The 22,252-nt window shown below is 55.8% G+C and carries 20 protein-coding genes; 8 read left to right on the top strand and 12 right to left on the bottom strand.

The features are described 5' to 3' along the window. Positions 1–25 precede the first annotated feature (25 nt). From ACR0EO_RS16025 to ACR0EO_RS16000, 6 genes are all read left to right on the top strand, one after another. Positions 26–1,345, top strand: coding sequence for a FliI/YscN family ATPase (locus tag ACR0EO_RS16025; protein ID WP_480691752.1), 1,320 nt, complete (start codon positions 26–28; stop codon positions 1,343–1,345). A gap of 85 nt (positions 1,346–1,430) precedes the next feature. Continuing rightward, positions 1,431–2,267: a flagellar motor protein MotB gene (locus ACR0EO_RS16020; RefSeq protein WP_480691502.1), complete on the top strand. Its 837-nt coding sequence runs from the start codon at positions 1,431–1,433 to the stop codon at positions 2,265–2,267. Positions 2,268–2,365: 98 nt separating this feature from the next. Then, positions 2,366–3,661 (top strand): flagellar hook protein FlgE, encoded by a 1,296-nt coding sequence (locus ACR0EO_RS16015; RefSeq protein ID WP_480691501.1) that lies wholly within the window; start codon positions 2,366–2,368, stop codon positions 3,659–3,661. A 33-nt stretch (positions 3,662–3,694) separates the two neighbouring features. Next, on the top strand, positions 3,695–5,146 hold the full coding sequence (gene flgK / locus ACR0EO_RS16010; RefSeq protein WP_480691500.1) for a flagellar hook-associated protein FlgK: 1,452 nt from the start codon (positions 3,695–3,697) through the stop codon (positions 5,144–5,146). A gap of 2 nt (positions 5,147–5,148) precedes the next feature. Beyond that, positions 5,149–6,156, top strand: coding sequence for a flagellin (locus ACR0EO_RS16005; protein WP_480691499.1), 1,008 nt, complete (start codon positions 5,149–5,151; stop codon positions 6,154–6,156). Further along, on the top strand, positions 6,153–7,247 hold the full coding sequence (locus ACR0EO_RS16000) for a flagellar basal body P-ring protein FlgI (protein WP_480691498.1): 1,095 nt from the start codon (positions 6,153–6,155) through the stop codon (positions 7,245–7,247). The genes ACR0EO_RS16005 and ACR0EO_RS16000 overlap by 4 nt, the downstream gene beginning before the upstream one ends. A 49-nt stretch (positions 7,248–7,296) precedes the next feature. On the opposite strand, the gene ACR0EO_RS15995 is transcribed toward ACR0EO_RS16000, so the two are convergent. From ACR0EO_RS15995 to ACR0EO_RS15960, 8 genes are read right to left on the bottom strand one after another with little or no spacing between them, the layout of a single operon-like run. Further along, the gene (locus ACR0EO_RS15995; RefSeq protein ID WP_480691497.1) at positions 7,297–7,941 is read right to left on the bottom strand and encodes a DUF1523 family protein; all 645 of its coding nucleotides are present in this window, start codon (positions 7,939–7,941) and stop codon (positions 7,297–7,299) included. Positions 7,942–7,952: 11 nt separating this feature from the next. Further along, positions 7,953–8,219, bottom strand: coding sequence for a hypothetical protein (locus tag ACR0EO_RS15990; protein WP_480691496.1), 267 nt, complete (start codon positions 8,217–8,219; stop codon positions 7,953–7,955). Beyond that, positions 8,220–9,557, bottom strand: a complete 1,338-nt coding sequence (locus tag ACR0EO_RS15985) for a DUF6638 family protein (protein ID WP_480691495.1) — start codon at positions 9,555–9,557, stop codon at positions 8,220–8,222. Next, on the bottom strand, positions 9,554–10,459 hold the full coding sequence (locus ACR0EO_RS15980) for a hypothetical protein (protein ID WP_480691494.1): 906 nt from the start codon (positions 10,457–10,459) through the stop codon (positions 9,554–9,556). The genes ACR0EO_RS15985 and ACR0EO_RS15980 overlap by 4 nt, the downstream gene beginning before the upstream one ends. Further along, complete coding sequence (locus ACR0EO_RS15975) at positions 10,452–12,386, bottom strand: AAA family ATPase (protein ID WP_480691493.1); 1,935 nt, start codon at positions 12,384–12,386, stop codon at positions 10,452–10,454. Before ACR0EO_RS15975 ends, ACR0EO_RS15980 begins: the two co-directional genes overlap by 8 nt. A 22-nt stretch (positions 12,387–12,408) precedes the next feature. Further along, complete coding sequence (locus ACR0EO_RS15970) at positions 12,409–13,530, bottom strand: hypothetical protein (RefSeq protein ID WP_480691492.1); 1,122 nt, start codon at positions 13,528–13,530, stop codon at positions 12,409–12,411. Continuing rightward, on the bottom strand, positions 13,530–13,844 hold the full coding sequence (locus ACR0EO_RS15965) for a hypothetical protein (protein ID WP_480691491.1): 315 nt from the start codon (positions 13,842–13,844) through the stop codon (positions 13,530–13,532). Before ACR0EO_RS15965 ends, ACR0EO_RS15970 begins: the two co-directional genes overlap by 1 nt. Positions 13,845–13,858: 14 nt before the next feature. Next, positions 13,859–14,941, bottom strand: a complete 1,083-nt coding sequence (locus ACR0EO_RS15960; protein WP_480691490.1) for a hypothetical protein — start codon at positions 14,939–14,941, stop codon at positions 13,859–13,861. A gap of 270 nt (positions 14,942–15,211) precedes the next feature. Here ACR0EO_RS15960 and ACR0EO_RS15955 point away from each other — a divergent pair, with 270 nt between their 5' ends. Next, entirely contained in the window at positions 15,212–16,687 is a 1,476-nt protein-coding gene (locus ACR0EO_RS15955) for an NAD-dependent succinate-semialdehyde dehydrogenase (RefSeq protein ID WP_480691489.1), read from the top strand. 133 nt (positions 16,688–16,820) lie between these two features. Continuing rightward, on the top strand, positions 16,821–19,004 hold the full coding sequence (locus ACR0EO_RS15950) for an esterase-like activity of phytase family protein (RefSeq protein WP_480691488.1): 2,184 nt from the start codon (positions 16,821–16,823) through the stop codon (positions 19,002–19,004). Between the two features lie 103 nt (positions 19,005–19,107). Here ACR0EO_RS15950 and ACR0EO_RS15945 read toward each other — a convergent pair whose 3' ends face one another. The 4 genes from ACR0EO_RS15945 to ACR0EO_RS15930 form a co-directional block, all read right to left on the bottom strand. Beyond that, positions 19,108–19,659, bottom strand: a complete 552-nt coding sequence (locus ACR0EO_RS15945) for a hypothetical protein (RefSeq protein WP_480691487.1) — start codon at positions 19,657–19,659, stop codon at positions 19,108–19,110. A gap of 297 nt (positions 19,660–19,956) precedes the next feature. Beyond that, positions 19,957–20,424 carry an Hsp20 family protein gene (locus tag ACR0EO_RS15940; protein ID WP_480691486.1) on the bottom strand — a complete coding sequence of 156 codons (468 nt, stop codon included), beginning with the start codon at positions 20,422–20,424 and terminating at the stop codon, positions 19,957–19,959. Positions 20,425–20,547: 123 nt separating this feature from the next. After that, on the bottom strand, positions 20,548–21,360 hold the full coding sequence (locus ACR0EO_RS15935) for a trypsin-like serine peptidase (protein ID WP_480691485.1): 813 nt from the start codon (positions 21,358–21,360) through the stop codon (positions 20,548–20,550). Beyond that, positions 21,357–22,148, bottom strand: a complete 792-nt coding sequence (locus tag ACR0EO_RS15930) for a trypsin-like serine peptidase (protein WP_480691484.1) — start codon at positions 22,146–22,148, stop codon at positions 21,357–21,359. Before ACR0EO_RS15930 ends, ACR0EO_RS15935 begins: the two co-directional genes overlap by 4 nt. Positions 22,149–22,252: the final 104 nt, after the last annotated feature.

Below are 22,252 nucleotides of genomic sequence, written 5' to 3'. Positions count from 1 at the left end.
ACCCACGATGTCTGATTTCGACCCGATGCTTCTGAAATGCGAATTCGACCGCCTGTCTGCTGTGCGCCATATGGGCCGAGTGTCCAGCGTGGCGCGTGGTGTCATTGAAATACAGGGGCTTGAGGGGCAGGCGCGGATCGGTGACCACCTGACCTTACGGCGACGCAGCGGGCCGGATTTGCCGGGCGAAGTGCTGCATGTTGAGGCCGAGGTTATTCATATGATGCCGACTGCCGCCCCTGATGGCGTCTGTCTGGGCGACCGGGTGATTCTTGACCAAACACCCGCCTTTGCGCCGGGTATTCACTGGCTTGGGCGGGTTGTAGATCCGTTCGGCAAACCGTTGGACGGGAAGCCCTTACTGTCCGGTACGCAGGATCAGGACATCATGCGCAACCCGCCCCCCGCCGTTAAGCGTAAGCCGCTGGGTATGCGGATGGAAACCGGACTGGCAATTCTCAACACCATACTTCCGGTGGTGCAAGGGCAGCGCATCGGCCTGTTCGCTGGTTCGGGCGTGGGCAAATCCACCCTGTTGGCAACGCTGGCTAAATCTATGCAGGCGGATGCGGTGGTGGTCGCACTGGTCGGCGAACGTGGGCGCGAAGTGAATGAATTTGTCGAAAATGCGCTAGGAACCGAGGGGATGAAACGTTCGGTTGTCGTCGCTGCCACATCGGATCAGTCGGCGCTGGCACGCAGACGCTGCGCCTGTTCCGCAATGTCGGTTGCAGAGTACCTGCGCGATCAGGGTATGAATGTTTTGTTCCTGGTCGACTCGGTAACGCGATTTGCCGAAGCCCATCGGGAAATCGCCGTTGCGATGGGCGAGACACCCTCGTTGCGCGGCTTCCCACCATCGGTCACACCGTTGATCGCCGGGTTATGCGAACGCGCTGGGCCCGGTACAGCTGAACAAGGCGATATAACAGCGGTGTTCAGCGTTCTGGTTGCCGGATCCGATATGGATGAGCCTGTCGCCGATATCGTGCGCGGCGTCCTGGACGGGCATATCGTTCTAAGCCGTGACATCGCAGAACGAGGACGTTTCCCGGCCATTGACCTAAACCGCTCTGTCTCACGTAGCCTACCCGCCGCAGCATCCGAGGATGAAAACCGAATGATCTCGGAGACACGAAAACTGGTGGGAAGTTATGAACAGTCAGAAGTGATGATAAAAGCTGGGCTTTATGCCGAGGGCGCAGATCCGCTGTTGGATCAGGCTGTGCGAGTGCATGAAGAGTTGGATGCGTTCTTTGGCAAAGCGGAACCGGATGGAATCAAAAACAGTTTTAACCGCTTACAACTAATTCTCCGGCGCGCTTCCCCAAACTTGCCGCTCTAGAGAATTCAGACAGTTTTAAGCGTTAAGCCCACCTTAAGACCTGCCCGGCTACGCCTGTAGTTGGGTGATAAAAAAGGTGGTGGAGATGGGTGCGCAATCCAATGCGGCGCCAATCATCATCAAGAAGAAACGTGTGTCAGGTGGTGATGGTCACCACGGTGGCGCGTGGAAGGTCGCGTATGCCGACTTTGTCACGGCCATGATGGCTTTCTTCATGTTGATGTGGCTGTTGAATGCAACGACTGAAAAACAACGTAAGGGACTGGCGGATTATTTTTCGCCAACGATTCCGGTGAACCCGGTGTCAGGTGGTGGTGACGGAGCTTTTGGCGGAAACAACATGTTCTCCGAAGAAACCATGGTGATGGACGGCTCGGGGGCTACGAAACAGCATCCCACAGTCGCCAGAAAAGCAAGAGGATCAATAGGGGTGAATCCCGAAGGCGGTGAAAAAGAAACCGAAGATTTTTCTACGCTTGAAGCACAGTTGCTAGGACGAACCGGTGAGAGCATGGTGTCGGACAAAGTCCTGAAACACATTATCACACGTGTGACCGACGAGGGTTTGGTCGTCGAATTATTCGACACCGACGAACAACCGCTGTTCGAATCGGGCACAAATAATCCGACTCCGATGATGCGGGCGTTGGCCCTGCTGGTCGCGCGATCTTCTGATATGGTGACGAACGCCGTGGCTGTCGAAGGGCACGTTGGTGCGTCACCCGTGGTTCTGGCGCAAGATCCGTCATGGGATTTGTCGACTTCTCGAGCACAGAAAGTGCGTCAATTGTTGCAAGACAAAGGCGTCATAAAACCAAGGCTGGACCGAGTTACAGGCCATGCAGACCGCCATCTGTCGCACAAGAACCCAATGGCGGCCCGAAACAACAGGATTGAGGTTATATTTCTCCGAAATTCCTGAATCTGAAAGGATAGTACGCATTTTACCTGTTAGCGCGCTGTTAAGGCCCAGCGCGTTAGCTGTTGCATCAACGATTGACGCAACAGAAGGGCGTGCCAATGACAATTTCCTCTTCGCTGAACGCCGGTGTGGCCGCTTTGAAGGCCAACGCCAACCGGCTGGCTACCATTTCGGATAACATCGCGAACTCTTCGACCTTCGGATACAAGCGGGTTGAAACCGACTTTCATTCGATGGTGACGTCAGGCCAGGGCGGCAGCTATTCAGCGGGCGGTGTCAGGACCACCAGTCAACGTCTGATCGATCAAGGCGGGTCTTTGGTGACAACCAACAACTCGACCGATCTGGCTGTGCGCGGCCGTGGTATGCTACCGGTACGCCCAAGCTCTCAAATCGCGGGTGGGTCGAACGTTATGCATCTGACCACAACTGGATCCTTCCGCACGAATGAAGAGGGATATTTGGTTACAGAATCGGGCCTCGTGCTATTGGGCTGGCGCGCGAATCCTGATGGTTCAATTCCTCCAGTTGCCCGCGATACCCCTGCGGCCCTTGAACCGATTCAGCTGAGTGCCAACCAACTCTCTGGCTCTCCGACCACACAAATGAATCTCCGAATGAATCTACCTGCGACGGCTACAGATGCCGGGGCTCCGGGCAACTCTGAGCCTCTTTCGGTCGAGTATTTTGATAACCTTGGGAAATCGGCAAGCGTCGATATTGAACTTGTTCCAACCGTCCCCGCAACTGGAACCAGCAACGAATGGACCATGATTTTGCGGGATTCGGCCTCGGGCAACGCTGTGATCGGGGAATACACGCTGACTTTCACCGACAGTCGGGCCGCTGGCGGAACGCTGGCCAGCGTTACAGCGGTGTCCGGCGGCGCGTATGATCCAACAACCGGCAGCGTCTTGGTCAACGTCGCCGGCGGTCCAATGGAAATCAACCTTGGGCAAATCGGCGATGCGGACGGCATTACTCAACTCTCTGATACCTTTGCGCCTGTATCAATTACGCGCGATGGCTCGGCCGTTGGCACTATGACCAGCGTGCAGGTAGATGAAAACGGCTACGTCTATGCGTTCTACGATACCGGTGTCAGTCGCCGCATGTTTCAGATCCCGCTTGCGGATGTTCCCAACCCAAACGGGCTTACAGCGCTTGACAGCCAAACTTACGCTCCATCCCGGGAAAGCGGCGCCTTCTTTCTATGGAATGCAGGTGAAGGACCAACTGGCAGCATGGTCTCCTTTGCTCGCGAGGAATCCACCACAGATGTGGCAACCGAGCTTACCTCTATGATCCAGACACAGCGCGCTTATTCCTCAGGCGCGAAAGTCATCCAGACCGTGGACGAAATGCTTCAGGAAACCACCAACATCAAACGCTGATTTGGGTTTTGACCAGAAAAGGGGGCTTGTCTCATGAATATGTCGACAGCACTTAACAATGCTCTGAGCGGTTTGACAGCAGCCAGCCGTGGTGCATCCGTAGTATCGGACAATATCGCAAATGCTCTAACGCCCGGATTTGGCCGCAGATCTTTGGAACTGGCGACAAACACTATTTCGGGCAATGGTGTGCGACCAATCGGCGTCATCCGGCATCAGGATCCTGTCTTGACCGCAAACCGCCGCACTACTGACGCGGCGCTTGCGCAGCAGACGGTTGTATCCGGCTTTTATGCGAGTCTGGAAAACCTCGTCGGTTCAGCAGATGATCCGACCTCTCTGGCCACCAAACTTGCAAGTTTCGACGGTAGTCTGATCACAGCTTCCAGCCTGCCGGATTCAGCTGAAAGACTTGATCAGGTCGCTCGAACAGGCCGCGATTTGGCAGCGGGGCTCAACGCGGCATCCGAAGGGTTGCGCCAATTGCGATCCGACGCAGATCGCACTATCGGAAAGCACGTAACCAATCTGAATCAGGCCCTCAAAGACATCGAAGACCTGAACTCCAAGATTCCGGCAATCAAGCATTCAGGCGGCGATATCAATGCCTTATTGGACCAGCGCCAAGTATTGATCAACCAGGTCAACAAGTTGGTGCCTGTAAATGTAGTCCCGCGTGCCAATGAGCAGGTTTCCATTTATTCTGAAGGCGGGCTGATCCTGCTGGAAGGCAAAGCGGCGGAGTTTTCTTTTTCTACTACCGGTGAAACCAAAGCGCACATGACAGTGGCGAACGGGTTGCTGTCCGAGCTGGAAATGAACGACAACCCCGTGCGAACTGGGGGAGACCGTGCTCAGATACGAGGTGGTGAGCTGGCGGCCCAATTTCAGATAAGGGATGAACTGGTTATTGAGGTCCAAACTAGTCTGGACTCAGTTGCCCGCGACCTTATCGAACGCTTTGAAACGCCTGGTTTAGACCCTACCGCGCTTGCCACCGATCCAGGTTTGTTCACCGATAATGGAAGCCGTTTCGATGCAACGGCCCCTGCCGGACTTGCATCGCGGATCAGTTTGAACTCGGTGGTGAACCCTGATGCTGGCGGGAACAGTTGGAAGTTACGATCGGGGTTAGGCGCAGCAACCCCAGGGGCTCCGGGTGATGCCAGCCAGCTTCGCGCTTTTGGGTCCATTCTCAGCGAAGCCCGCCCTATTGCCGGAACGGTCTTTGGAACCGGAGATTTACGCGCTGCCGATATCACCGAAGCGTTGTTGTCCAAAATTGGATCGGACGCACACACCGCAAGTCAACGCATGGCGTTCGCAAATGGGGCTCAACAGGAAATGGCCCGGATTGAGGCCGAGCAGGGCGTAGATACTGATCAGGAACTGCAACAGCTAATGCAGATTGAACGCGTTTATGCAGCAAATGCGAGACTTGTCTCTGTCGTGGATGAGTTGATGGAAACCTTGTTGAGGCTATGAACATGAACCTGACATCAATCGGTGATCTGGCCCGAGGCCTGACATTGCGAACCCAAGCCACGGAAATCAAAACTCAGATCGAAACCCTGTCGTACGAAATGTCCACGGGAAAGGTTCACGACGTCGCAAGCCGATTGGACGGCGACTACTCACATCTTCTGGATTTGGATCGCAGTTTATCCCGACTAGACGCATTCAAAGTCGCGACGGCAGAGGCGGGGCTGTTCACGGATGCAATGCAGTTGAGCCTGACAACCATCAATGACTCGGTTTCCGAAATTACGGCGTCCTTGCTATCGTTTGGCACCTCTAACCAAGCCGTCACTCATGAAAACGCATCTGTTCAAGCCCGGAATGAGCTAGACACGATCGTTTCAGCGCTAAACACACGCGCCGGAGGGCGCAGCCTGTTTGCAGGGGTGGCTACGGACGTTTCACCATTGCTTTCGGCAGATGCGCTTCTGACGGCGTTAGAGACAGAATTGACCGGTCTGACAACTGTTGCGGATATCAGGCAAGCAGCCGAAGACTGGTTCAACGACCCGGCGGGTTTTGATGCGGTAATCTATCAGGGATCGGACACTGCACTTGCGCCGATGCAGATATCCGAAAATGAAAGCGTCACCATCCCCCTTACCGCAACAGACCCTGCCATCAAGGCCGCCTTGCGAGACATCGCAGTTGCAGCCGTCGTATCGGACGATGCGCTCGCCTTACCCTCAAATCAACGTACGGCCCTTTTCACCCAGCTGGGTGTAGATTTGGCCAATAGTCAGAACCAGACAGTAAATCTTCGCGCTTTAGTGGGATCAGCCGAAGCTCGGATCGAGCAGGCAGCCACGCGCAATGGCGCTGCGCGAACAAGTTTGGAGTTCAGTCGGAATGAACTCTTGGCGGCTGACCCCTACCAAACGGCTGCTCAGCTACAAACCGTTCAGTTCCAGTTGGAAAGCCTTTATTCTGTAACCGTTCGCAACGCGAACCTCTCGCTGGTGAATTTCCTGAGATGAAACTCCTCGCTTTCTTACTGATGTTCCTACCCTGCGTGGCGACAGCCGGCGCTATTCGGTTGAAAGACCTTGTTGATTTCGACGGGGTGCGAGGAAATGACCTTGTGGGGTACGGCCTGGTTGTCGGACTGAACGGAACCGGCGACGGTTTGCGAAATTCGCCCTTCACCGAAGAAATCATGTCGAACATCCTGGAACGTCTGGGGGTCAACGTCACAGGTGAGGATTTTCGACCTAAAAATGTAGCGGCCGTTTTGGTGACAGCTAGTTTGCCGCCTTTTGCCCGCGTTGGGGGTCAGATCGACGTCACGGTCTCAGCCATTGGTGACTCCAAAAGCCTGTTGGGCGGGACACTGATCATGACACCGCTTAACGCTGCAGACGGTCAGATCTATGCGGTGGCGCAGGGCACAGTTCTCGCGGGCGGAGCAGTGGCCGAGGGCGAAGCAGCCTCGGTTGTTCGGGGTGTCCCGACATCTGGTGTCATTCCATCCGGAGCACGAGTTGAACGCGAGATCGATTTTGACCTGTCAACGCTCACGCAAATGCGTCTGGCATTGCGTGAGCCCGACTTCACTACAGCGAGCCGCATCGAAGCGGCTATCAATACTGAATTCAACCGGGCTGTCGCGATTATGCGGGATTCTGGAACGGTAGAATTGAACATTGAGGCGACACAGGCGATATCGCCCGCACATGCCCTGGGGCGGATCGAGAATATCCTTGTAGAGCCCGAAGCCAAAGCGCGCGTTGTGGTTGACCAACGATCGGGAACCATAGTCATGGGCCAAGAGGTGCGTATCTCACGCGTTGCCGTATCGCAGGGGAATCTTACCCTGACCGTCGAAGAAGCCCCTATTGCAGTGCAACCGAACCCCTTTGCACGAGGTGAAACCGTCGTTGTACCCCGAACCTTTGCGGGAATAGAGGAAGAGGAAGGCACGGGATTGGCCGAGATACCCGAGGCTACAACCTTGTCTGAGGTCGTAGCCGGCCTGAACGCGCTTGGGGTGTCCCCGCGCGACATGATCGACATTCTAAAGACGATTAAAGCCGCAGGCGCACTTCATGCAGAGTTTGTTGTCCGTTAGTGCGCCCAGCAGAGAATAGGTAGTGGGGCCGTTCAGCCCCATGCCAACCTCATTTTGACTTCCAACTGTTCAGCCATTTTTTGAACCTGCTGCTTCTTTCTTCGATCGCGTCTCCAGCAGCGTAGAACCCATCTTCCACATTCTCGAGCATAGGATCGACGCGGGCCTCACGGAACCGGCGCCAACGTACCCAGATCGCCCAGATCAACGCAAAGAAGACAGTCAGGAATATGATGTTGAACCACGGGATAATCCGGACATCCGGATCGTCAACCTGCCAGATCTTCACGGCGTTGGGAAAGATCGACAGAAATTCGCTGCGCCATCCATAGTGACGCACAACAACCCACCGCGGGCTTTCGGTAGTCGATTTAAGGTCCGCGGCCTCAGCCTGCAGGTTTGAGGAATTCAGCTTGAAATAGGGCGGCCAACCCCAACCGGTATCTTCGTTCCGATAGACCATGACTTTGCCATTGGTCTTGCGCGTCTGAATGAAGAAAACATCCCGGTTTGGAGTAGTCGGATCGCTGCCAACGTCCTGAACGGACCAGAAGATGCTGTTCTCACCGGGATCGATACGTTTTTCATACGTATCCGAGATCCTCACCACGTCATGCTGCGGCAGGGTATAGTTGAGCACCGCTGCAATCGTCCCCCAGAACAGGATGATAATGGCCCATTTGATGTAACGCATTGGCGAAACCCTCACATGAAATTCGTAACGTAAATCAGGATCGCGATCAGGCCCAACGGCACCACGTAAATCCCAAGGATCAGTTTGCGGCGAAATGATCCGTCATATTTTTCCAACCCGCGCCGGACAAATGCGTCACGGTCACCAGTCAGACCCTTTTTCTCCCAATGTGCGATCAGTTTACCGCGTCGGACCCAGCGGGAATAGATTGAAACACCCACATAAACAATCGTCAGAAAGATCAGCAGCGGAACCAAAAAACGCAGTGCGACAAACATTTAACTTCTCCCAACGGCGCCCCAGGGCCCGACGCGTGCGATGATCTCATCGCTGACCCTGTCTTCGCCGCTCATATCTGGCTCGTGGCCGAACAGCGCGGCCCGCGCACCCGCCTTGTCCACCTGATACTCTCGCGCAAGGAAGTCGGCAACATAGGCTTTCTTGGTTTCCGGCCAAGTCGAATAGGTGCTGTAGAACAGTTCCTTATGGCAGATGAACATCTGGCGAGGGTCTAGCGGGGCCAATTCGGTTAGAAGCATGTTAACCAGATCGCGATTGGGAGTATTGGCCGCCCGGAGAGTATAGAAATAGGCCGGATGATCCGACGTGATGCGCGGCCATGGCCCACCATCGCTGGCCCAGCGCAACAATTGGGCAAGTCCATGAAATGCCCCGGGCAGACGATCTGAAAAGTTCCGGGCCAGTCTCCGCATATCGCTGCGGTCAAGTCCGGTCAGGTCAACACCTGCATCCGCGGCGGCGTGAACCGTAAGAAAATCCATCTTTTGTTGTAGGACGGCCGTGGCGTTCACACCACGCGCCTCAATGATCGTCTCGACCAGATTGTTGTCGTTGAGAAAGGCCGCAATACGGTGCCTTTGCGTGCGGTCAAACAAGTGCTCAATTGGCATGTCGTCCGGACGTTCGCCCATACAAATCGCTGCCGGATAATCCAGATCTGGGAACAGGTAGAGGCCACCAAAATGCGCCGTCCAGAAATTGCGCTGCTCGAAAGCGGTGTGGCGCAAGTGGACGGGGTTGCGGGTGACGTCTCCGGTTTCCTTGGCGGTTTCGATCATCTTGGCGATCAGCACATCGTCGAACCAGGCGTCCTCTTCGGTTTTGAACCGTTCGACCATGCCCGCCAGTTGCTCAGCCTTACGCAGGGTGCCGCCGATCGTGTCGGCCTCGATCTCGATCTTGCGCAGGTTCAGCAGATCGCGCGGCGTAGTGAGTTTGAAAACCGAGTTCACCAGCTCTCCGGCCACCGCATCGGTGGCGGTCAGGGCGAACAGCTGCGCCTCGTTCATCTCGATGAATTCGCGCAGGATATCACGTGAGGTCGAGAATTTGACGTTCAGCAGAGGCGCACGTTTCTGCTCGGTCGTCAGCAGGATAAACTGCCGGTTGACCCCGTTGGGGTTGAGGTAGAGCGGGTCGTCCAGTTCAATCCCCACCTCTGGCGAGTAGCCCGAGATATCGACATGGAAATCCGTCAGTTCCGTGGTCTTGCCCGCCAGATGCTGCAGCGCGCGGTTATACCGCTCGACCAGAGCCGGGCTGGAGATGTGGACGAGATTGCCGAACATCAGGCCTTTTTTGATGAGGCGGATCAATTTGCCTCCTTCCAAACGTCTGCGTTCATCATAGTTTGTAGAGACGAGTATATTTCCATAATTCGCCAACGGTGGAGTTTAGATGCATCCGCATTGGAAAGAGCAGGTTTTTGTTTTGCCATCTCCTCAACAATTTGGAACAAATCCATGACCGGGCCGAATTTTGTAGGCTGGTCTTCACCGACAATTTCCGCACCTTTGGTTATTAGAAGCCTTTCCGCATCCGAGAGCTTTCTAGAGATGTGCTCTAATTTCTCGCGTAGCGACAACTCGACCGTAGACCTAAGATAAAAAGGGCGGAGTTCTTTAAGCCTTCTCGACCCGAATTGGTCTTCATACCAACAATCCCATTGGGTATCACGAAGTCTCTCAAGCTTCAGCTCTTCGTTAAGCTGTTCCAACAAATTATGAAATTCGGCACCTGCAGCAGCTTCTTCACGCTGCTTTTGTTCCTTCAAAAAGATCACCTTTTGAACGTCCATGATTTCAACTTGCTTTTTTTGAGCTTCCGACATCTTCTCAAACTCACGTCGCGTGAGAACAAGCTCTCGTCTTTGAGCGGAGAGTTGCTTCCCCTGAAGCATTACTGTCACAATTAGCCAAAAGAAGGCGAGTGAACCCGATACACCTGCTAAGGTGTCACCAATTTCGTTAGGTTTAGCCGACCAAAAGTTTGCGTATTTCGATCCTGAGCAATTCGCTTCTTGAGCGCAGCCAGATGCAAACGAAAATAGAAAGATTAGAACGAGAAAACTCACGGTAACCCAAATCGCAAATTTTACGGTCGGGTCTAAGTTTCTCCATAATCTCTGAGAATACTTGAACCTTGCTTCTAGAGACCATTTTTCAAACCTTTTCGGCAAACAAAGCATAGTAATAAAAGTTGCGATTATACTACGCATTCTTCCCCTCCAGATACCGCCGCTTGGCCTCTTCCATCCGGCCCATCTCACGAACGGCGTTCTCGATGGCGACCTCGTCGCTCTTGTCGGCATAGCGGAACTCGCTGTCGGCGTAGCGGTTGATCTCTTGCATCACCATTTCCACCGTGATCGGCTGGCGCAGCTCCTCGATCATCGCCTTTTTGGTGTCGTAGTCGCGGAACAGGAACAGGTCAGGGTTTTCCATCCATTCGTCGGGCAGTTCGAAATCCATCGCGCGGACCTTGACCGCGTCGGTGATGTTCTTGATCGCGCGACCGGTGAACCGCTCATCGGCCTGCTGGATCGCCTTGAGGTAGGTGCCCAGCTTGGCGATGGTGTCCATCTGGCCGATATCGCCGGAGACCCGGTCATAGACCTGCAGTAAAGCGTCTTCATGCGGGCGGGAATGCCTTTCGAAACTAGCGGCGACGGCCTTTTTGATCTCCTGCGCGGCATAGGCTTCGTGTTCACCCAGCGGGATGTCGTGGTTACGGCCCATCAGCAGATGCAGGATGTCGATGTAGTCTTCGCGCGTTTGTGGACCGTCCACCAGAAACCGCGCGCCCGCCCGCTGCCGCAGGGCGTCGTCCACATTCTCGGGGTAGTTCGAGAACATACCAAAGGTGCAGTTGCCGCGCACGACAGTGTTGGCGCCGGCAAAGCTCTCCATCAGCACAGCGGTGATCTCCAACTGTCCGGCGGAGGACTGCCTGTCGCCGCGCTTGCCCGCCAGTTGGTCGATATCGTCGATGGTGCCGAAGCCGATAACCGAGGGGTCGATGATCGTGTTGATAAACGCCTTGGCGTTCTGCCCGGATTTGCCCTGATAGCTGTCGATATTGTCGGTGCTCAGGTTCTGATAGCGGAACGGGTAGCCCGCGTTCTGGCAATAGTCGTTGATCAACCCAGCCATCATCTGGATCAGGGTGGTCTTGCCCGTACCCGGCTTGCCGTCGCCCATGAATGTGAAAATGAACCCGCCGAGTTCCGCAAACGGGTTCAGGCGGCGATCAAAGTCGTAGGCCATCAGCATCTTGGCCAGCTTCATTGCCTGATACTTGGCGATATGGTTGCCCACCACCTCGTTCGGTTTCTTGAACGTCATGGTGAGCGTGGTGGACTTGGCTTTGGAGGCGGGCTCAAACCCACGGATCGTCAGATCGTCGGACTCGATATGCCAGGCGGCGTTCTGGAACGGGGCCAGATGGCCTGCGGACTGAGCACGCAGGGCGGCCTTCTCCATCAGTTGCTCGGCATAGGCGCTGGTGGCGGCGATCAGATGCGCGTCATCCGGGGCGTGTTTGGCCAGCGTCTGGTCCAGTTCCCAAAGCGCGCCGTGCAGGGCGAGTTGCCCATTATCGGTCAGAACCTCTTCGATCTCACCGATATCGGCAGTCGTCTCGCCCAGATGCGAGGACATCAGATAAGCCAGCGCGTTGCCGAAGGTGTGGGACGTGATCAGAGCCTCCGCTATCAGCAGTTCCGAAAACTCGGTTTTGCGGGCGGGCGGCAGATCTCCGGCCAGATTGGCCCGTTTCAGGTCGGCCAGAGGCGTCTGCTCCGCATAGGCCTCGGCCACGGCCAGAGCGATGGCAATGGCGCGGCGAATAGCCTGCTGAACGGTGGCCTGGGGCGGTGAAACCAGCGCATCGCCCTCATCCGAGGCCTCGATCCGTTCGACCAAATGCACGCCATCCGCGCGCACGGTGCGTCGTGTCACCAGCCCCGGTGTGGTCGATCGGAACCGCCGCCCCGTCGAAACACCCGGAGATCGTTCAACAGCCGCCTCAACGGGTTTGGCAATACGCGGCGCGTGGTCGAAGCCGTTCAGCAAGGCGGTCGCGGCCGGATAATGCTTGCGAATATCCTCTTCGCGCAATTCCATCTGATCTGACGTCAAACTCATTTCAAAATCGCCTTTGCTATCTTCAATATCTCAGGACCTGTCCGGCCTTACTGACCACGAACTTGCGCACGTCTGCAAAGCCCGGCGGATTGCGTTCGGCCAAAACCTGAAACGGGCGCTGGGGCAGGATGATCGACCTCTGGGTGCGCGTGGCACCGGTCTCGGCTCCTTGCCCGCCGAACGGGTCCAAAGCGAACACCTCGCGCTCGACGGTCGAAAACCACCCGGCGCGTTCCTCGATCACCTCTTCGCTTTCCAGCTCTTCGGTGGTCCAAGCCAGCGCCCAGTCCTGACCTTCGGGCGCCTGCGCGTCCTCCAACACTTGCCGCAGAGGGCCGGATTGCTCGGTATAGGCCGAGGAATACATCGGGCCTACATGGATGCGGCGCAGGTGTTTGGGGTGCAGGTCGTCGAAATCCTGATCGAACCCCTTGGCAATGGTCACCAGTTTCAACCCGCCCAGAGACTGCGCCATCAGATGCGCCTGCACCTCGGGCCAGCGGCGTTGGTCCTTGGGCAGGGCGGTTTTGCCACTGTCCTCCAACTGCATCAGGTAGATGACCGGCAGGTTGATCTGGCTGTCATAAACCGCCCAGTGGATCATGAACTTGCGCCGTTCTCCTTCATTTCCAATCCAGTGGCACTCGGGATCGTTACGGGCCCAGAACAGCTGACCCTTCAATAATTCCTCGTAATAGAGCCTTTGGGACAGCGCGAATTGCAGTTTGGTGGGGATTTCCTGTTCGCTGATGATGGTGCGCACCATGTCGGTCTTCAGGTCATCCTCGGACGGCATGTTTTCCAGATGCACCTGCGCCTGCTGCGCGTCATTGGCCATTGTCAGCAACTCTGCCGCCACCGGAAATCCGCTGTCGCGCTTGTCCATGGCGAGGCTGCCAAAGAACCGCCCCGTATCGCGCCCGACCAGCAGGTATTTCATGGACAGCGCGCGGAAGGTGTAGAGCAGCCCAGAAAGGTAACTCGACACGATCCGCACCTCTTGTTTCGAGATCGCGCCCTCTGCTTCCATCGTCGCGGCCACGCGCAGGAGGTGGACGGTGATCACCTCGAATTTGCGGAAATAGCGGCGCGAGGCGAAGGTGTCGGTCAGGCCGACATGGTCTTGGGTGGGGTCAGTGTTCATCAGTCTCCACCATCGCCGCCGCCGTCGCCATCTCCATCCCCGTCTCCAGAGTGAAAACCGTCAGCTTCGTTATAGAACGCAATTTCCGCCGAGACGGGGTCTTCCTGCTTGTAGATATGATACACTGCATATCCGACACCAAAGAACACAACAAATCCTACCAGGGCGAAGAACGGTAAGCCCGTAATCATGGCGAGTACAAGACCTATGCCGATGGCAAACCATCGCATAAACATTGCTCTTTCCACCCAATCTGGCAGGTCGATATCTTTGCGTGACAATCCCGAAGGAGAGTGTTTTCCGCGGTATTGCATTGAGAGGGTGTCCTTCAGGACCCACCATACAAATTCTTATCATGCTTCTCGACAATCGAGGCAAACCGGCGGGCAAAGCGTTCATCCGCCTTGGCCTTTTTCTCCAGCACATCGCGGGCAAAGACCATGTGGTCCTCATGCGCCTCAAGCATGTCGGCCATCTTCTGGTTGGTCGCGGTGCCGATGGCGGCCATGGCGGTTTGCGCCTCTTGGTCGGTCTGCACGCCGATTTCGTTGATACGGTGGGCCACGTCCTGCTGCTGCGCGGTTTTCAGCGATTTGGTCAGGGCGTCATACAGAACCACGCGCTGCTGCGTGTCTGTCTGCAGCTTGTTAATCAGCACCATCTGCGTCGCCGCCTGGTTCTGCAGTGAATCGACCCAGGTTTTACCCTTTTCGATATAGCGCTCCAGCGTTTGGCTTTTGGCCAGCTTGACCTGCTCTTCCTGAACCTTGGCGTTATATTGCTTGTTCAGCTCGGCTAATTCAGTCTCTAACTGGGTCCGCACGGCGGCATCCTGTTCGACGCTGATTTTGTTCTCCAAGGTGATGATGGTCGGGTCCATACCCTGAATTTCGGCGCGCAGAGCTTCAAGCTCGGCAACGGTTGCCTCACGGTCATCCAGCGTACCGGTCAGGTTATCCTCGACCTTTACACGCTGTTCTTCCAACACGGACAACTGACTTTCCAGCAGTTTCACGATCACATCGGATTTGGCGATCAGGTCCTGCAATTTGTCATCGATATTGGCGGTGCGCATCCGTTCCTGCCGCATCGACTCGGATTTTCCCTTCGCGAAGATGCCAACAAAGGACTCCCAGCCGGTTTTCGAACGCATCTCGTCGAAATCCTTGGAGAACGCATTGGTGACGTCGTCCAGACCCATAATCAATTCGGCGATATTGGCGTTCATCACCTCGGTGTGGGCGTGGACATCCTCAAGCGTCGCGTTTTCGATGTCGATTTCAGCTTCGGCAGTCCCAATCTTGGCGCGCGCGGCCTCAATTCGCGAAGTTAGCCCTTCGATCTGTGACTGGCTTTCGCGTACTTTGGCCTGCGTTTCCTGAATTAACGCATCAAATTGCTGGTTCGACATTTCTGCTATCCCTTTTTTTCTTTATATGCTCATAAGATAGGGAATGTTACGGTGATTTACATCCCCTCTGAGTCCAAAATCACTCGGACTTTGGCAAACTCATACCCAAAAAGATAGCAGTATACTGAAACCGATCGGCACACTATTGAACGGCTTCATAAGGTAATTTTTGATCAAATCTGGATTGATCTGAGGCCAACTGTGGACATAGACAAATCCGAAGCCACCTGATTGGGTGCGCTTGAAACGATCCCTGCCGGAGACCGACCCATGCTGGACGCAACAACCGATCTGAAATCCATTCTGAAAAACCCCGACCTGTTGGTGACCAAAGCCTATATCGGTGGTCAGTGGGTAGACGGAGAAAACGGAACCTTTGCCGTAACCAACCCCGCCCGGGGCGACGTCATTGCCGAAGTCGCTGACGTCAGCCGCGCACAAGTGGCAGGTGCAGTTGCTCAGGCCGAGGCCGCGCAAAAGGAATGGGCCAAGTTAACAGGTAAGGAGCGCGCAGCGATCCTTCGGCGCTGGTTCGATCTGATGATGGAAAACGCCGAGGATCTCGGCAAGATATTGACCGCAGAACAAGGCAAGCCGCTGGCTGAAGCGATTGGTGAGATCGGCTATGGCGCGTCCTTCATCGAGTTCTTCGGCGAAGAAGCCAAACGTGTGTATGGCGAAACTATCCCTGGTCACCAGCGAGACAAGCGGATCACCGTTTTGAAACAACCCATCGGTGTGGCGGCTTCGATCACTCCGTGGAACTTCCCTAATGCGATGATCACCCGCAAAGCCGCCCCGGCGCTGGCTGCCGGGTGCGCCTTTGTTGCACGCCCTGCCACCGAAACGCCTCTGTCGGCATTGGTTTTGGCACTGCTGGCCGAACAAGCTGGCATTCCCGCCGGCGTGTTCAACGTAGTGCCATCCTCTCAGGCTAGCGAGATCGGTAAGGAGTTTTGCGAAAACCCCGGCGTGCGGAAGCTGACCTTTACAGGCTCGACCGAAGTTGGGCGCATCCTGCTACGTCAAGCAGCCGATCAGGTAATGAAATGTTCGATGGAACTGGGTGGCAACGCGCCGTTCATTGTTTTTGACGATGCCGATCTGGACGCGGCCGTCGAAGGCGCAATGATGTGCAAGTTTCGCAACAACGGCCAGACCTGTGTCTGCGCCAACCGCATCTATGTGCAGGCCGGCGTCTATGATGCATTTGCAGCCAAGCTGAAAGCCGCGACCGAAGCGCTGCAGGTTGGCGATGGCCTGACGCAGGGCACAACCACCGGCCCGTTGATCAGTCACGAAGCTGTAGACAAAGTACGCGAACACATCGCAGATGTGACCGAAAAGGGCGGCGTCATCCTCACCGGCGGCCTGCCTCACGATCTGGGCGGAACATTCTTTCAGCCCACAATCGTAACCGGCGTCACGCAAGAGATGAAAGTCGCGCAGGAAGAAACCTTTGGTCCGCTGGCGCCCCTGTTCAAGTTCGAGGATGAGGATGACGTGATCGCAATGGCTAACGACACGATCTTTGGCCTGGCGTCCTATTTCTATGCCAAGGACCTTAGCCGCGTGTACAAGGTGGCCGAGGCGTTGGAATATGGCATCGTCGGCGTAAACACCGGTATCATCTCGACCGAGCTGGGCCCGTTTGGCGGCGTAAAGCAATCCGGTTTGGGTCGTGAAGGCAGCCACCACGGCATGGAAGACTATCTAGAGATGAAATACATCTGCATGTCAGTCTGAGCAGAAATGGCCATCGCTTTAGGGCGGTGGCCTTTCTCAACGCGCTTGTCACCAAACTGAATCCAAACCGTCACAAAAGCGCAATCAAGGGCGGTCATCCCTCTTGCATCCAAGTAAGAGGGGATACCTACCGATGTCACTGCGCTTTGTCTGCCTGACATCTGCCCTTGCCCTGACCGCCGGTCAGGCTGCGGCAGAGATGAACTTCAACCGAATTGCTTCTTTCCCGGTCGTCAAAAACATGGCCGAGGGAGCGGATACCAATCGCGAGACCTCGCCCGAGATCATCGCAGCGACTGCGGACGGGATGACGCTGGTCTATACCGACAGCCCACTGGGTGTGATCGGTATGGTCGACATCACCAATCCCGCAAACCCCGCGCCGTTGGGTGCGATGGAAGTGGGTGGAGAGCCGACCTCTGTTGGAATCGTCGGCGCGACGGCTTTTGTCGGTGTGAATACCTCGGAAAGCTATACCGCTCCCTCGGGCAAACTGATCTCGGTCGATATCGCGGGTAATACGGAAACCGGCGCCTGCGATCTGGGTGGTCAGCCCGACAGCGTTGCCATCGCCCCCGATGGCAGCTTTGTTGCCGTGGCCATCGAGAACGAGCGTGACGAAGACCTGAACGACGGCGTCATCCCACAGCTACCCGCCGGATCGCTGGCACTGGTGCCACTGAAAGGCGGCGCGTTGGACTGTTCTGGCATGAAGATGGCCTCGCTGACCGGTCTGGCCGAGGTCGCCCCGACCGATCCCGAGCCGGAGTTCGTTGACATAAACGGCCTTGGCGAAACCGTCATCACCCTGCAAGAGAACAACCACGTCGCAGTCGTCGACAAAGATGGCAACGTGGTCAGCCATTTCTCAGCAGGCGCAGTTGATCTGGAAGGCATTGATGCCACTGACGAACGCGGCGCGCTGATCTTTACCGAAAGCCAAAAGGGCCGCCTGCGCGAGCCAGATGCGGTGAAATGGATCGACGACAACCACTTCGCCACCGCAAATGAAGGTGACTATGAGGGCGGGTCGCGCGGCTGGACGATCTTCCACAAGGACGGCACCGTTGTTTACGAAAACGGCACCGATTTCGAGAAAGCGATAATCCAGATCGGCCACTACCCCGACAAACGCTCGGACGCCAAAGGCGTTGAGCCGGAAAGCGTGACCGCAGCCACTTTCGGCGGCACTCCGATGATCTTCGTTGGGGCCGAACGCGCCTCGGTCGTAGGTGTCTATGACGCCACCGATCCTGCCAACCCGGTTCTGAAACAGCTGCTACCCTCAGGCGTTGGGCCGGAAGGTTATGTTGCCATCCCCGAGCGCAATCTGCTGGTCTCGGCAAACGAAAAGGACCTGATCGAAGATGGCGGCCCGCGTGCGCATGTCTCGATTTTTGAGTATCAGGACGCCCCCGCCAACTATCCGCATTTGACCTCGGAAGGCGCGGAAGAGCTGATCGGATGGGGTGCTCTGTCCGGTCTGGTCGCGGATGAGGACGGCATGATCTATGCGGTCAATGACAGCTTCTACGGCTTCCAACCGTCGATCTTCAAGATCGACCCCAGCCAGCAGCCCGCCCGCATCGTGGATGTGATCCGCATTCACCGTCAGGACGGCAACCCGGCGCAAAAACTGGATTTGGAAGGCATCACGCTGGACGGCAAGGGTGGCTTCTATGTCGCCTCCGAAGGCCGCACCGACCGTGTCATCCCGCACGCGATCTACCACGTCTCGGCCGACGGTCTGATCAAAGACCGCAAAGGTGAGATCGGCCTGCCGCCGGAACTGATGGCCGTTGAGAAGCGCTTTGGTTTTGAAGGGATCACCAAGGTAGGCGATACGCTGTGGATGGCCGTTCAGCGCGAGTGGAAGGACGACCCAGATAACCACGTGAAGCTGGTCGCCTACAATCTGGAGACCAAGGAATGGGGGGCCGTGCACTATCCCAAGGCGGATCCTGAAAATGGCTGGGTTGGCCTGTCGGAAATCGTGGCTTTCGGTGACCATGTCTATGTGATCGAGCGCGACAACCAGCATGACCACCGTGCGGTGACCAAAAAGATCTACCGCATCCCGCTGTCCGAGATGACCCCAGCCCCGCTGGGTGGTGAACTACCTGTCGTCAGCAAGCAAGAGGTACGCGACCTGCTGCCTGATCTGACCTCAACCGGAGGCTACGTGCTGGACAAGATCGAAGGTCTGGCCATCCTGCCCTCGGGCGAGGCGTTCGTGATGACCGACAATGACGGCGTTGACGATGCTTCGGGCGAGACGATGTTCTGGTCGATCGGATCGGTGACCGCTGGGAACTGACGTTCATGTCCGGATACCAAAATTACCCTGCGCAGCAATTGTGCAGGGTTTTTCAATCCTCGACTAGAAGATGTTCTAGGTTAGAAGGTCGAGCTTAGAACGGTTATTGGTTGCTCCATCGACGCCATAGTAGTCGTGCCAATGGGAAGCAGCTAAAAAACAGTGCAAGCAATATCATACTTACAGCCCGCGGATCAGTTAGCAAAATTGCAATGGGTCTTGGGGTGTCTGGGACAGGTTCTCCCTTTGGAACTAAAACATGTTCTATCGTCCAAGCAGATTTTGTCTCATCAGATAGATTAGACCACCCAACGACGCGAATTGCATCTGTTTCTCCGTAAGTGAGCAGCAGGTCTGTTTCTCCGTTGAAGCCGGGTACTTCCGTCCTTTCAACCGCATCTTCGGGGACACCGCGAAACCTGATCCGATTGCCCGCGGCACTGTGATCGACAATAGTGTCCGCTCCATCACCCAATTCAAAAGTATATGTGTCGTAGGAATCGTATCCAACCAGAAGGTCGTTCCCTTTCGCGCCCCAAAACGCATCTTTCAGATTGGTGCCTCCCAGATCGTTGTCTGCAGAATTTCCATTTCGCACCAACCCCATATTCAGCGTAGGACCTTTGTCGACCAGACCAGAGTAGTCTTCGGTCAAGGCCGGAGGCCCAACTTCAGCCAAGGTCAGATTTGGGATTGATAAAAGTAAGAGCGGAATGAAACGTCGAAACATCAACAACCTGAGACAGCCAGTGCCTCAACGTTGGCAGGGCCGCATAGAAGAAACAAGCGTCAATGAAGCCAATGCGTGCATTCTTCGAAGTTACTGAACTCTAGCTAGAGTGCGGTCATCTTTCTCAATCCTAAAAACACAACGCCCCGCGCCTGGAGGTGCGCGGGGCGTGCAGTCTGCGATAATCCAGAGAGGCGGGACTATCGCTGTGTGTCAGGTGCCTTAGTTCACGGCTTTGGCGTCAACCACATCTTTTTCGATGGCTTTGGCCGAAGAAATCTCGATCCGGCGTGGTTTTAGCGCCTCGGGCACTTCACGTTTTAGATCGATGTTCAGCATACCGTTTTCATGGCTCGCGCCAGTTACACGCACGTGATCGGCCAGCGCAAAGCGGCGCTCAAACGCGCGGGTGGCGATGCCACGGTGCAGGTAGCTGCGGTCTTTATCCTCGGCGGCTTTTTTACCGGCGACGATCAGGGCATTTTCCTTCACTTCAACCGACAGATCCTCTTCTGAGAAACCGGCGACTGCAATCGAAATACGATATGTGTCGACGTCAGTTTTCTCAATGTTGTAAGGTGGGTAGCTGGGCTGAGCCACGTCGTTGGTCAGAACGCGGTCCATCATGTCGGCGATCTGGTCGAACCCAATGGTGGCGCGGTGAAGCGGTGCAAAATCAAAACTACGCATGTGTCGTATCCTCTTTCTCGAGCGATTAACGATAAAGCCCTCCGTTTTGGACGGGCGGTTCTGGTCTCAGGCCCCGATTTCGGCGACCCGATACAGTTCACATGGGTAGCGATTTGGGCGAGTTCAACCCCCTCCGGGACTGATGAATTTCGCACCGGTGTCCGACTTGTCCGATCCAACCCGCAAGCGGCGGATTGATGCCTTGGGTTGGGGGGCGTCACGGCGCAAAATGGCTTTGAGATCCGAGACGATGTCCGAAAGTTCCATACCAAAACCGATCTTCTGACGGCCATCGGATCCAACGGCAGAAACCACCGACAAAATTTGCCAACGTGGGCCGTTTCGAGCCAAAAGCGCCGAACCGGATGACCCGAATGTAATATCGCAATTGAAAGTAATCAGTCCCTGCTGCCTGTGCAAAATACGGCAGGATCGCTCTCGAGTGATCGCCTCGGACCGTCCACGACCATAGGAGGCGATGCTGACTTCATTTCCCCCAATGCGCCCGCTGTGCAACGCGAAAGGATTGGCAACCGAATATGGGATGGGTTGATCTAGACGCATTAGGGCAACATCGGCGCGAACGGCCTGCGCCGACAACTCAGGGTATTTGGCGTAATCCGGTAAAATAGCGATCTGGACGACTTTGCGATCAGCCAAAGACTTGCCGTCACTCAAACCGGCACGGAAGGTAACCTTACCAGGCGCATATGGCTCACGCGTGCGTCTCTCGATCGCACAATGCGCCGCCGTCAGAACCAGATCCTTGGCTATCAGAGTTCCAGTACAGAACCCCTCATCGCCGATGTCCAGCCGTCCGACGGCCTCCCAGCCATAAAGATCGTCGCGATCCGTAAGCTTACGCTTGCCGCTTTGTGCATTCGACGCAGTTGCCAGCAAAGACAAGCCAAGCAGGATGATCAAAAAACGGGTCATGGTTTGATAAACCGAGCGCCGATGTTTGTTTTGGCTTTTCCCTGAGAAGAGGACGCGCCGAACCCGCGCCCAGCCAATAGTTCAGCCTCCAGCAATTCAAGCGAGCCTTCCACAGCGGTGCCAACGGCGACACGCTGACCGTTAAACTCAGCTTTGGCTGCGACGACGGAAACGATACGCGGCCGTTCGTCATCAAAGGAAAAGACTGGCGCGCCTGAGGAACCGAGCTCCACATCGCAGGACATCACCAGAACTTTGGACTGGCGGGTCATAACAGAACAAACCTTTTGCAGCGACGGAGCCTCGGCCCGGTCCTGACCATATGAAACAACTCCGACTTCTTCGCCGCGCCGAGGGCGTGCGCCAGTCTCAAATGGAATGACGGTGGTATTTCGTATGGGCTGCCATAGCTCAATCAAAGCGATGTCGCTGCTTAGCCGTGCCGAGGAAGTTTGATTGTCGAATTGATAATCCGGGTGAATTACCGCCTGCCGCGCCGCCCGGTAGGCAGAGGCGCGCCCAAGCCGCCAAGCGGCCAGAAACTCGACTTGAGATAAATCTATCCGCTGGCCCGTGGCCTGATCGAACAAACAATGCGCAGCTGTAAGGACAAGAGTTGGGGAAATCAGAGTTCCAGTACAGAACCCGGTTCCGTTTATGTTTAGACGCCCGACAGCCATCCACGCCCGCCCCGCATCGGTGGTGTCCAAGCTTTTAAGCCCGCTGTCCTGCGCCATAGCGGCCATCGGCGTTAAAGCCAGCGCAAAAGCCCTGATCCAGTTTCGCAAACGGTTCTCCGGCGTTTTTGTTGGCTTATCTTCCTACGCGCTGGGTTGGGCGAAAATAGGGCGGTAGCGGTCAGACCGGTTTAAACGCGCAACTGATGCAGCGG

The organism is Ruegeria sp. BE9 (assembly GCF_056538765.1).
The sequence above is the reverse complement of the archived record's forward strand: the minus strand, read 5'-3'. Positions and strand labels throughout refer to the sequence as shown.

Bases quoted from the DNA above. Each gene is read 5' to 3' on its own strand.
- ACR0EO_RS16020 (WP_480691502.1), top strand. From the start codon at position 1,431: ATGGGTGCGCAATCCAATGCGGCGCCAATCATCATCAAGAAGAAACGT.
- ACR0EO_RS16005 (WP_480691499.1), top strand. From the start codon at position 5,149: ATGAACCTGACATCAATCGGTGATCTGGCCCGAGGCCTGACATTGCGA.
- ACR0EO_RS15935 (WP_480691485.1), bottom strand. From the start codon at position 21,360: ATGACCCGTTTTTTGATCATCCTGCTTGGCTTGTCTTTGCTGGCAACT.
- ACR0EO_RS15955 (WP_480691489.1), top strand. From the start codon at position 15,212: ATGCTGGACGCAACAACCGATCTGAAATCCATTCTGAAAAACCCCGAC.
- ACR0EO_RS15980 (WP_480691494.1), bottom strand. From the start codon at position 10,459: ATGCGTAGTATAATCGCAACTTTTATTACTATGCTTTGTTTGCCGAAA.
- flgK (WP_480691500.1), top strand. From the start codon at position 3,695: ATGAATATGTCGACAGCACTTAACAATGCTCTGAGCGGTTTGACAGCA.
- ACR0EO_RS15990 (WP_480691496.1), bottom strand. From the start codon at position 8,219: ATGTTTGTCGCACTGCGTTTTTTGGTTCCGCTGCTGATCTTTCTGACG.
- ACR0EO_RS15975 (WP_480691493.1), bottom strand. From the start codon at position 12,386: ATGAGTTTGACGTCAGATCAGATGGAATTGCGCGAAGAGGATATTCGC.
- ACR0EO_RS16025 (WP_480691752.1), top strand. From the start codon at position 26: ATGCTTCTGAAATGCGAATTCGACCGCCTGTCTGCTGTGCGCCATATG.
- ACR0EO_RS15995 (WP_480691497.1), bottom strand. From the start codon at position 7,941: ATGCGTTACATCAAATGGGCCATTATCATCCTGTTCTGGGGGACGATT.
- ACR0EO_RS15940 (WP_480691486.1), bottom strand. From the start codon at position 20,424: ATGCGTAGTTTTGATTTTGCACCGCTTCACCGCGCCACCATTGGGTTC.
- ACR0EO_RS15950 (WP_480691488.1), top strand. From the start codon at position 16,821: ATGTCACTGCGCTTTGTCTGCCTGACATCTGCCCTTGCCCTGACCGCC.
- ACR0EO_RS15965 (WP_480691491.1), bottom strand. From the start codon at position 13,844: ATGCAATACCGCGGAAAACACTCTCCTTCGGGATTGTCACGCAAAGAT.
- ACR0EO_RS15970 (WP_480691492.1), bottom strand. From the start codon at position 13,530: ATGAACACTGACCCCACCCAAGACCATGTCGGCCTGACCGACACCTTC.
- ACR0EO_RS16000 (WP_480691498.1), top strand. From the start codon at position 6,153: ATGAAACTCCTCGCTTTCTTACTGATGTTCCTACCCTGCGTGGCGACA.
- ACR0EO_RS15960 (WP_480691490.1), bottom strand. From the start codon at position 14,941: ATGTCGAACCAGCAATTTGATGCGTTAATTCAGGAAACGCAGGCCAAA.
- ACR0EO_RS16015 (WP_480691501.1), top strand. From the start codon at position 2,366: ATGACAATTTCCTCTTCGCTGAACGCCGGTGTGGCCGCTTTGAAGGCC.